Genomic DNA, 9,883 nt, shown 5'->3' with positions numbered 1-9,883 from the left:
TATCCCCTGTGTGCCTTGATGGACGGTATCGAACAGATTAATGCCATTCCTGGCGTCTTGTCCGCCACTATGGTTTACCACCAGAGTGAACAGCTCGAAGAGGGTGAAGAATGAACATGAATAGACGTGACTTTATTAAAGCCAATGCGGTGATTGCAGCAGCGGGCGCCGCAGGCTTAGCGCTGCCGGCATCAGCCAGCAATTTAATTACTAGCTCAGAGCAAACCAAATTAGAGTGGAACAAAGCGCCTTGCCGTTTCTGTGGTACGGGCTGCTCTGTGATTGTTGCGACACGTGATGGCAAAGTGGTTGCGACCCACGGCGATGCAAACAGCGAAGTGAACCGCGGCCTTAACTGTATTAAAGGTTACTTCCTATCGAAAATTATGTATGGCAGCGATCGTTTGACCACGCCAATGCTCAGAATGACCGATGGCAAGTACGACAAGCATGGTGAATTTACTCCCATTAGCTGGGACAGCGCTTTTGATATCATGGCGCAAAAATGGAAAGAAACCCTCAAGGCCAAAGGCCCTACCGCAGTTGGAATGTTTGGCTCGGGCCAGTGGACCGTCTGGGAAGGCTATGCCGCGGTTAAACTAATGAAGGCGGGCTTTGGCTCTAACAACATTGATCCGAATGCGCGTCACTGTATGGCGTCAGCCGTGGTCGGCTTTATGCGTACCTTCGGTATCGATGAGCCTATGGGCTGTTACGATGATATGGAAGCGGCCGATGCCTTTGTGCTGTGGGGCTCCAACATGGCTGAAATGCACCCGATCCTATGGACTCGAGTGACTGACCGCCGTTTAAGCGCATCCCATGTGAAGGTTGCGGTACTCTCGACGTTTGAGCATCGCTCCTTCGACTTGGCGGATTTACCGATAGTATTTACGCCACAAACCGACTTAGCCATCCTGAACTTTATCGCCAACTACATCATTCAAAACGATAAAGTAAACTGGGACTTTGTGAAGAAGCACGTTAACTTCCGCCAAGGTACCACGGATATCGGCTATGGTTTACGTCCAACCCATCCGCTGGAGCAGAAAGCCAAAAACGTGAAAACGGCAGGGGATTCGACTCCGATTGATTTCGATACCTTTAAGGCCTTTGTCGCCGAATATACGGTGGAGAAGGTCAGCAAGATGTCGGGTGTGCCAGAGGCTAAACTTATCGAGTTAGCTAAACTCTATGCCGATCCCGAGACTAAAGTCACGTCCTTCTGGACCATGGGCTTTAACCAACATACCCGCGGCGTATGGTGTAACAACCTGATTTATAACATCCACTTACTGACAGGTAAGATTTCAACGCCCGGTAACAGCCCGTTCTCGTTAACCGGTCAGCCTTCTGCCTGTGGTACGGCTCGCGAAGTGGGAACCTTCTCCCACCGTTTACCCGCCGACATGGTGGTAACAAACCCTGAGCATAGAAAACACGCCGAAGAAATTTGGAAGATCCCCAGTGGCATTATTCCGCCAAAACCTGGTTATCACGCCGTCGAGCAAAACCGCCGCTTAAAAGATGGCGACTTGAACTGCTATTGGGTGCAAGTGAACAACAATATGCAGGCGGGGCCAAACATCAACGAGGAAGGCTTACCTGGCTATCGCAATCCTGCCAACTTTATTGTGGTGTCCGATGCGTATCCCACAGTCACGACCCAAGCTGCGGACTTAATTCTGCCAACCGCCATGTGGGTTGAGAAAGAGGGCGCCTATGGTAATGCCGAGCGTCGCACTCAATTCTGGCATCAAATGGTGCAGGCGCCGGGCGAATCCCACTCGGATCTGTGGCAGTTGATGGAGTTCTCTAAGCGCTTTACGACCGATGAAGTCTGGTCGAAGGAAGTCTTAGCGGCGAATCCACAATTTAAGGGCAAAACCTTATTTGAAGTGCTGTACAAAAACGGCAACGTCGATAAGTTCCCGCTGGCCGATACCGATCCTAAGTATTTGAACAACGAAGCGAAACACTTTGGCTTCTATGTCCAAAAAGGCCTGTTTGAAGAATACGCCACTTTTGGCCGTGGCCATGGTCACGATTTAGCACCTTTCGATGCCTACCACGAAGCCCATGGTATTCGCTGGCCGGTGGTTAATGGTAAAGAAACCAAATGGCGTTTCCGTGAGGGCAGCGATCCTTATGTTAAACCTGGCTCAGGCTTTGAGTTCTACGGTAAACCCGATGGCCGCGCAGTGATTTACGCCTTGCCTTTCGAGCCGCCCGCAGAGTCGCCAGACACTGAATACGATATGTGGTTATCCACCGGACGGGTGCTCGAGCATTGGCATTCAGGTTCGATGACTCAACGCGTGCCAGAGCTTTATCGTGCCTTCCCCGATGCAGTGTGTTTTATGCACCCAGAAGATGCGAAAAAACGTGGTTTACGCCGTGGTGATGAAGTTCGAGTCGTGTCTCGCCGTGGTGAAATCAAAACCCGTGTCGAAACCCGTGGTCGCAACAAACCACCTGTGGGACTCGTGTTCGTACCTTGGTTTGATGCCAGTCAGCTCATTAATAAAGTCACCTTGGATGCGACAGATCCGCTGTCGAAACAAACCGACTTTAAGAAATGCGCCGTGAAAATCGTCAAGGTATAAGGAGTACAGGATGAAAACATTCAAATTAGCTTCAGCATTTAGTGCGCTTGCCTTTTCAGCCCTGATGATGACCAGTGTGACTGCTGCCAGTATTCCTGAGGATAAGATCGATACCTTACGTCAGGCGCCGATTAACGTTGAGCCAACACCGCCCGCGATGCAAGCGGTGCTGAATAAAGATATCAAAGAGGTGCGTAACTACCCAATGCAGCCACCCGTGATCCCACATAAGATCGATGGCTATCAGCTCGATCTTAAGGTCAATAAATGTATGGCGTGCCATGCAAGACAACGCACTGGAGATTCGCAAGCACCCATGGTGAGCGTGACCCATTATATGGATAGGGATAACAACTTTTTAGCTGAGCTTTCACCAAGGCGTTATTTCTGTACTCAGTGCCATGTGCCGCAACTGGATGCCAAATTACTGGTCGAGAACGACTTTGTGGATATGGATCATCTGATTAAAGCGAACTCTGAGCAGAAAAAACACTAGGAGTCAGCATGTTAGATAAACTTAAAAAGATCTGGCAAGTTCTCAATCGTCCGAGTGTGCACTACAGTTTAGGGTTTTTAACCTTAGGTGGCTTTGTGGCAGGGGTGATCTTTTGGGGGGGCTTTAACACTGCGCTTGAAGCCACGAACAGAGAAGCCTTTTGTATTGGTTGTCATGAAATGGAAAATAACGTCTACCAAGAGTTACAGTCGACTATCCATTTCACTAACCGTAGTGGGGTGCGTGCAACTTGCCCTGACTGCCATGTGCCACACAACTGGACCGATAAAATTGCCCGTAAGATGCAGGCATCGAAAGAAGTGTGGGGTAAAGTGTTTGGTACCATCAATACCCGCGAAAAGTTTGAGAGTAAACGTCGCGAGCTGGCTGAACATGAATGGGCAAGGTTAAAGGCAAATGACTCGCTCGAGTGTCGAAATTGCCATAACTTTACCTATATGGACTTTACCAGGCAGTCACCACGCGCCGCGCAGATGCACTCCACATCGCTGGCCAGTGGTGAGAAGACCTGTATTGATTGCCACAAAGGTATTGCCCATCATCTTCCTGATATGGCGGGCGTTGAAGGTTTTTAATCGCGTGTAATATTTCATCTCCAGTCAAAGGCCAAGTGCTCTCCACACTTGGCCTTTTATTTTTAGATTGCAATCTATGATTTATCTATCTGAAAAATATATACTATTCAGCATTAAAGATAACGACAATGAGTTGTGATGAACAATACCAAATGGCGTGAATGCATTAGTCTCTTAGCGTCACACTGTGTTTACCTACAATTACGGCTGGTAGGTGAGGCTGATTTTCCATTGGATTATGAAGTATCAAATGAAGTGATATCTCAAATACAGGCAAAAGACTGCGTATTTGTAAGACGGGTGATTGACTATAAGTCCATCGCGGCTATACGGATTGTTAAAATACATTTACCGCCTTCAGCTAAACAGATGGATATGATGACCAAACTCAAACAAGAATTATCACGCTTAGGCCAATTACCTATTATCGAAAATACTGAATTTATCACTATTAACGGATATTAGGTCGATTAGCTGTCTGAGGTGCAGCTATTTTTGCTTAGGTTAATGCTGCGAATGTGACCACTGGCAGTATCAGCAAACTACCAGCGGTATGATTAACGAAGAAAAGGGGATTAGCTAAGGTATGGATCTTAAATGGACTGCTAATTAACACTGGATTAATTGTTAAAGTTGCACCGTAAAAATAGGATCTTTGCCCGCAGTGACACTCCCCTGAGCTTTGTCTAAATACTTCACATCTTCCATATTGGCAAGCACCACGGGCGTGAGTAAGCTGTCTACTTGGTCTTTAAGATACTCGATATCAAATGACAAAATCGGATCGCCTACTTTGACCTCTTGACCTTCTTCGGCTAAACGACTAAAACCACGCCCTCTTAGCTCGACAGTACCAACACCAAAGTGAACAAATAGTTCTAATCCTTGAGGTGATTCAATACTAAAGGCATGATTAGTTTCGAATATTTTACCGATAGTACCATCAATCGGCGCAACAATCGTGTCGCCCTTAGGCGCGATAGCAATGCCATCACCGACAATCTTTTCTGCAAAAACGACATCGGGGACTTTTTCAATTGCGACGATTTCTCCATTTACGGGGGCGTAAACCATAATGCCACCTGCAAGTTGTGGCTGTCCTGATACCAATCGCCTTATGCGGCTTAAAAATCCCATAATGTGGTGCCCCTTTGCTTGTTTTTGTTGTTCTGTGTTGGTCTGTAAAGCAGCATAACCAATTAAATGTACTATTTACAGTTTGTTATACACTGTTGCAGATCTGAAATTCTATTTTGCTGCATCGCAGTGTGCGCTAACGCAGAAAATTTCGCCAGTTCACCTTGGCAAATGGCTGCTTTCACTTCTAGTAATGAGCTTAAGTTAACGCTGAGTTCATCCAGCCCCATTCCCACGAGTAGCGGAGCGATGTGTGGCGAGCTGGCTAATTCACCACAGAGTGATACTGTGACCTCGGCTGCTTTGGCTTGAATGATTGTCATGTTTATCAAGCTTAAAATCGCAGGTGAAAGGGAAGGGTAATCCCGTGTCAGTTGTGGGTTGGTGCGGTCTGCTGCCATGGCATATTGTGTTAAATCATTGGTGCCTATGCTAACAAAATCCAGCCTTGGTAGCATAGAGGCTAAATTCAACACCGCTGCGGGCGTTTCTACCACTATGCCATAACTCAGTTCACCATAGCCTTTTTCTTCGTCTTCGAGGGCATCCTGGCATTCGGCGATAAGCGTAAATATCTCATCTAACTCTTCGACTTGATTGACCATAGGAAACATTAAGCGAATCGGACCGTGATTTGCTGCCCGTAAAATGGCACGAAGTTGGGTCTTAAATAATTCTGGGTGCGCTAAGGTGTATCTCACCCCACGTTGTCCTAAGGCGGGATTATCTTCTATGTCTTGGCATAAACACGGGAGTTCTTTATCGGCGCCAATATCTAAGGTTCTGATCGTAAAAGTTTTACCACCTAGAGCATGCAGAGCCTCGCAGTAAAGATTGTACTGGGCTTTTTCATCCGGCAGGGTGCTGGTATGCATTAACATAAATTCAGTGCGGAATAAGCCTATTCCATCGGCCCCTTCATCTTTGACATGGGTGATCTCATTCAAATTGCCGACGTTTGCCAGCAGGCGAACCTGATGTCCGTCCTGTGTTTGAGCCGGAACATCGCGATAAGCTTGAAGTGCCTGACGTCTTGCTTGTTCATGGTGCAGGGTCACGGTTAAACGAGCTTGTTGCTCAGGCTCCGGATTGACATAAAGCGCTCCACTTATTGCATCGAGCACTAATGGGATGCCATTAGGGATGAGCTCTGCATCGAACTGACAACTTAAAATAGCGGGTATACCTGCTGCACGGGCCAAAATAGCGGTATGACTGGTGAGTCCACCGGTTTTAAGCACAATACCGCTGATGTGCTCTTTAGGGAGCAAGGCAAATTCTGCTGGGGTGAGATCCTGTGCTAGCAGTATCGTAGGTTCACTCAGGTGAGTTAAACCTTGGTCCAAACGGCCATTAATCGCGGTGACTATGCGCTGTCCAAGGCATCGAACGTCTTGGGCTCGATTGGCTAAATAGGGATCGTCTAGGGACTCGAGTTCATTCGCTTGATGGGCAAATATTCGCTCAACAGCGACACTGGCGGAAAGTTGTAAGGTGCGAATGGCTTCTTTGACTTGTTCTATCAGTTCTTCATCATCAAGGAGTAATAAATCGGCTTCAATCAGTTGGTAGTTTTCGCTGTCAGGATCGAGCTTAGTTTGGCTTAGACTGAGCTGTTGTTTCAGTGTTTGTAACGCCTTAAGAAACTTACTTTGTTGCTGCGGGATCCTAGAGAGCGGAATTGGGCGATAGTCGAGGTGGTTTTCGCAATGATTAAGGTGTAAAGCCTTACCGAAGGCTATACCCGATGACACAATAATCCCCGTTATCGACATAGTCATTCCTAATGATGTTGGGCGGTTCGCTAACTTAAGGTGATTAACAAGGCCGAGACTTTTTCGACGGCTTCCTGCGCCTGCTCTCCCTCGGCGAAAACCCTGACAGTGACACCATGGTATAAACCTAATGTTTGTAGTTTAAATAAGCTCTTAGCACTGGCTTGCTTGCCGTTACATTCAACCAAAACGTCACAATCGAAGGTCTTTGCTTCTTTCACCAATAGTGCCGCAGGGCGGGTATGAATACCATGTTTTGCGGTGATAGTGACAGATTTTTCGTACATAGTGGCTTAACTCTTTATGAATATTATGGCGCTTCGTTCGACTCTATAATCTTATAACCGGCCTTCTTTAAGGCTGCAATGGCGCCTTGGAGGCAATTTTTCTTCACGAGAATATAGTCAGTATCAAAGGTTGAAAGGGCGAAAATACTGATTTGCACATCGGCTAAGGTGCTGGCAATTTTCGATAAAATACCCGTTAATGAAAATCCTAGAGGGCCTAACACTTCTAGACAGCTCCAGTTAGTTTCTTGCTCTAAGCTATCAAGCGCAAGCTCACTAGGCACAACCAAGGTCAAACCTTCTTCTGTTTTGCAGATAAAATACACTTCTTCAGCAAAGACTTCGGTAGGAATTTGCGCCTTAGGGCTAAAACTGTGAATGGTATATTGCCGGGTATGTACGGCTAAGGTCATACGCATAGGCGGTTCTCCTTTGGCGAGGTGAATGCAAGTTAGGAGTTTACCTTATAACATGGATTCCTGTTTAAAGGACATTGTTCTCAAGTGCATCCTCAATCAGCCCGCATTTCGTATGTTCGGGTTGATTGTGTCGTTTCATTAGCTAATTTTAAAGGAAGAGAGGACGTTTTAATACGTCCTCTTGTTTGCTATTGAAAACATTCGCTAGGTTAGATTTTAAATTGTCCTAAGGTATGGGACATATCCTGGCTAATATCCTGTAATGATTGAGCTGCTCGGCTATTACTGTCATTGGCTTTTACAGACACTTCGGTTAGCTCTGAAATATTACAGATATTACGGTTAATTTCCTCTGTCACGAGGGATTGCTCTTCTGTCGCACTCGCTAACTGAGTGTTCATATCGCTGATGTGGGCAATTAGCCCCAGAATTGCGGCCATGGCTTGCCCAGCCTCTTGAGCCTTAGCTTGCAATTCTTCTGATTGATGTTGGGTTTGGCTATTGCTTTGCATCACTGAGCCCACACCGGTTTGAATTTCTGAGATAATTTTTTGGATCTCATTGGTCGAGTCTTGGGTGCGATTGGCTAAGGCTCTTACTTCATCTGCGACAACGGCAAATCCTCGGCCATGACTACCCGCACGAGCAGCTTCAATGGCGGCATTAAGTGCCAACAAATTGGTTTGTTCAGCAATGCCCCGAATCACATCCAAAATACTGCCAATTTGACCAGAGGCTTGTCCCAATTTTTGAGTGATTGCTTCTGATGCTTTCAGCTCTTGGACCAACTTCTCGGTATCGCGCACCGTATTGTCAATCACAGCTTTACTTTGCTGTGCCTGATTTTTCACACTGGTGGCGGCATCGGCGGCCTGCTGGGTATTGCTCGCCATCTCATGGGTCGTAGACAGCATTTGATTAACTGCCGTTGCTACGCTACCGGTTTCACGGTGGATATGTTCCGCACTTTGGTTCGACTCCTCAACGGCAAGCATTAACTGTTTAGCATCGTTGTCGAGCGATTTTCCCAGGGGTTGCAAATGTCCCACCATATCGCCAATTTTTTGGGCGAAAAGGTTAAAGGCTTGGGCGAGATGAGCAACTTCATCTTTGCCTTGAGTGCTTAAACGCTGGCTTAAGTCGCCTTCGCCTTGAGCGATATCTTCAAGGGCTTCAATAGCATCATTCAATGGTGAGGTAATCGAATGATTAAGAACAAGGAAAAATGCAAAAATAGGTACAGAAATCAAAAACATGATAATCAGATAGTCGATCATCACATTATACAGACTCTCTTTGACGTCACTGAGATAAGCCCCTGTGATCACAGTCCAGCCCCATTGTGGGTAGTAGCGGGCTTCGGCCAATTTGTCCTCAACAATTTTTGAAACAGGATTAGCAATCGGATATTCCAGCATGGCTTTGTCATGTTGCCGAGCTTGAGACAGCATCGTAGTCAGCGGATTAGTGCCATCGGGGAGTGTGAAATTTTGTGCAGAGGTACCGATTAGGCTGGCATTTTCACCATGGGCTAGGATTTGGTTGTTGTCATCAATCAGAATAAAGTAACCAACCCCCGCATAACGGGTTTGGTTAATGAGGTTCGCAGCAGCTTTTTGAGCCTCTTGCTCGCTCATTTTTCCGTTAACAGCATCTTGGCGATAAACGTCTATCACACTGAGGATACTGCCAAGTTGACCATCGATTTGTAACCATTTTTGTTCGATCAAATTACTGTATTGTTCTTTAATCGAAAAACTTGCAAAACAAACAGTTCCAATGGCCGCCATCACTAACATCATCATTAGACGTTTTAAAATGGTGAATTGGCGCAAAAAAGTGATCATCTGGAGTCCTCGGGCGCAAAAATAATGTTCAACAATATACCTGCGAATGTTTTTTAATAGAATATTAGCGGGTTAAATTTCATATAAACTGGTAAACAATATGGGGTTTCTTTGATCTTAAGCAGGATCTTTGCAGGCCTTCTCCTGAGTGATGATTTTATGGCTTATTTTGAGGATATTTCATCAGTCTAATCGCATGTGATGAAGTATTTATTAAATTCAACAACTTACCATTTATTAACAAATTCACTCATGATAACTATATCTAATTAGTTGTTTTAATTTTGATTTTTTACCGTTTTACGCGCAAGATTAATCAACTGTTATGTTTGAGAATCAATTATGACTACAAATACGATTGTGACTTCTGACGATATATTGTTGAAGTTATGCCACTCTGTTGCCCATGTATTATCGAGTACCAGCGCAAGCCATGTGAGCCATGCTGGTATGGTACAAAGCATTACCCGTACCCGCTTAAAACCCGACTTAGGATGTTTTTCGATTTTTGATGGGGGATTTTCAGGGCTTGTTGTTATTAACTTTTCCGCTGCTGCGGCTATCGAAATCTACCGTCGCTATATGCTCAATATGGGCATGCCTGAAGAGGAATTAGCCTTTTCCCATACTTCTGATGAAGTGGGTAATGTGATGGGGGAGTTAATGAACCAAATCTTAGGTGACTTTATTAATAAAGTCTCTAAGGAATTACAAACTTCC

The 9,883-nt window shown here is 45.8% G+C and carries 10 protein-coding genes; 5 read left to right on the top strand and 5 right to left on the bottom strand.

From position 1 onward, the window contains the following. The first annotated feature begins 116 nt into the window (after nt 1–116). From napA to SHEWPOL2_RS20600, 4 genes are all read left to right on the top strand, one after another. Nucleotides 117–2,606, top strand: a complete 2,490-nt coding sequence (gene napA / locus SHEWPOL2_RS20615) for a nitrate reductase catalytic subunit NapA (RefSeq protein WP_037431222.1) — start codon at nt 117–119, stop codon at nt 2,604–2,606. A 10-nt stretch (nt 2,607–2,616) separates the two neighbouring features. After that, nucleotides 2,617–3,102, top strand: a complete 486-nt coding sequence (locus SHEWPOL2_RS20610) for a nitrate reductase cytochrome c-type subunit (RefSeq protein WP_037431219.1) — start codon at nt 2,617–2,619, stop codon at nt 3,100–3,102. Nucleotides 3,103–3,110: 8 nt separating this feature from the next. Next, complete coding sequence (locus SHEWPOL2_RS20605; RefSeq protein ID WP_037418266.1) at nt 3,111–3,698, top strand: cytochrome c3 family protein; 588 nt, start codon at nt 3,111–3,113, stop codon at nt 3,696–3,698. A gap of 138 nt (nt 3,699–3,836) precedes the next feature. After that, a complete protein-coding gene (locus SHEWPOL2_RS20600) occupies nt 3,837–4,163 on the top strand; it encodes a hypothetical protein (RefSeq protein ID WP_037431216.1) in 327 nt (108 codons plus the stop codon). 162 nt (nt 4,164–4,325) lie between these two features. Here the strand turns inward: SHEWPOL2_RS20600 and crr are convergent, their stop codons facing one another. From crr to SHEWPOL2_RS20575, 5 genes are all read right to left on the bottom strand, one after another. After that, nucleotides 4,326–4,835: a PTS glucose transporter subunit IIA gene (gene crr / locus SHEWPOL2_RS20595; protein WP_037418261.1), complete on the bottom strand. Its 510-nt coding sequence runs from the start codon at nt 4,833–4,835 to the stop codon at nt 4,326–4,328. 71 nt (nt 4,836–4,906) lie between these two features. Continuing rightward, nucleotides 4,907–6,610 (bottom strand): phosphoenolpyruvate--protein phosphotransferase, encoded by a 1,704-nt coding sequence (gene ptsP / locus SHEWPOL2_RS20590; protein WP_037431213.1) that lies wholly within the window; start codon nt 6,608–6,610, stop codon nt 4,907–4,909. 29 nt (nt 6,611–6,639) lie between these two features. Beyond that, entirely contained in the window at nt 6,640–6,897 is a 258-nt protein-coding gene (locus SHEWPOL2_RS20585; protein ID WP_037418255.1) for an HPr family phosphocarrier protein, read from the bottom strand. A 23-nt stretch (nt 6,898–6,920) separates the two neighbouring features. Next, complete coding sequence (locus SHEWPOL2_RS20580; RefSeq protein WP_037418252.1) at nt 6,921–7,316, bottom strand: ACT domain-containing protein; 396 nt, start codon at nt 7,314–7,316, stop codon at nt 6,921–6,923. A gap of 209 nt (nt 7,317–7,525) precedes the next feature. Beyond that, nucleotides 7,526–9,163, bottom strand: a complete 1,638-nt coding sequence (locus SHEWPOL2_RS20575) for a methyl-accepting chemotaxis protein (protein ID WP_037431210.1) — start codon at nt 9,161–9,163, stop codon at nt 7,526–7,528. Between the two features lie 342 nt (nt 9,164–9,505). Here SHEWPOL2_RS20575 and SHEWPOL2_RS20570 point away from each other — a divergent pair. Continuing rightward, nucleotides 9,506–9,883 (top strand): DUF3334 family protein (locus tag SHEWPOL2_RS20570; protein WP_037431207.1); only part of this gene is annotated, 378 nt, incomplete at its 3' end.

This window comes from Shewanella sp. POL2 (assembly GCF_000282755.1).
Lineage (GTDB): Bacteria > Pseudomonadota > Gammaproteobacteria > Enterobacterales > Shewanellaceae > Shewanella > Shewanella xiamenensis.
Note: the sequence above shows the minus strand (reverse complement) of the source record. Positions and strands in the feature narration are given on the sequence as shown.

Coding starts and splice junctions, on each gene's coding strand:
- SHEWPOL2_RS20575 (WP_037431210.1), bottom strand. CDS start 9,163: ATGATCACTTTTTTGCGCCAATTCACCATTTTAAAACGTCTAATGATG.
- crr (WP_037418261.1), bottom strand. CDS start 4,835: ATGGGATTTTTAAGCCGCATAAGGCGATTGGTATCAGGACAGCCACAA.
- SHEWPOL2_RS20605 (WP_037418266.1), top strand. CDS start 3,111: ATGTTAGATAAACTTAAAAAGATCTGGCAAGTTCTCAATCGTCCGAGT.
- SHEWPOL2_RS20580 (WP_037418252.1), bottom strand. CDS start 7,316: ATGCGTATGACCTTAGCCGTACATACCCGGCAATATACCATTCACAGT.
- SHEWPOL2_RS20610 (WP_037431219.1), top strand. CDS start 2,617: ATGAAAACATTCAAATTAGCTTCAGCATTTAGTGCGCTTGCCTTTTCA.
- SHEWPOL2_RS20585 (WP_037418255.1), bottom strand. CDS start 6,897: ATGTACGAAAAATCTGTCACTATCACCGCAAAACATGGTATTCATACC.
- ptsP (WP_037431213.1), bottom strand. CDS start 6,610: ATGTCGATAACGGGGATTATTGTGTCATCGGGTATAGCCTTCGGTAAG.
- napA (WP_037431222.1), top strand. CDS start 117: ATGAATAGACGTGACTTTATTAAAGCCAATGCGGTGATTGCAGCAGCG.
- SHEWPOL2_RS20600 (WP_037431216.1), top strand. CDS start 3,837: ATGAACAATACCAAATGGCGTGAATGCATTAGTCTCTTAGCGTCACAC.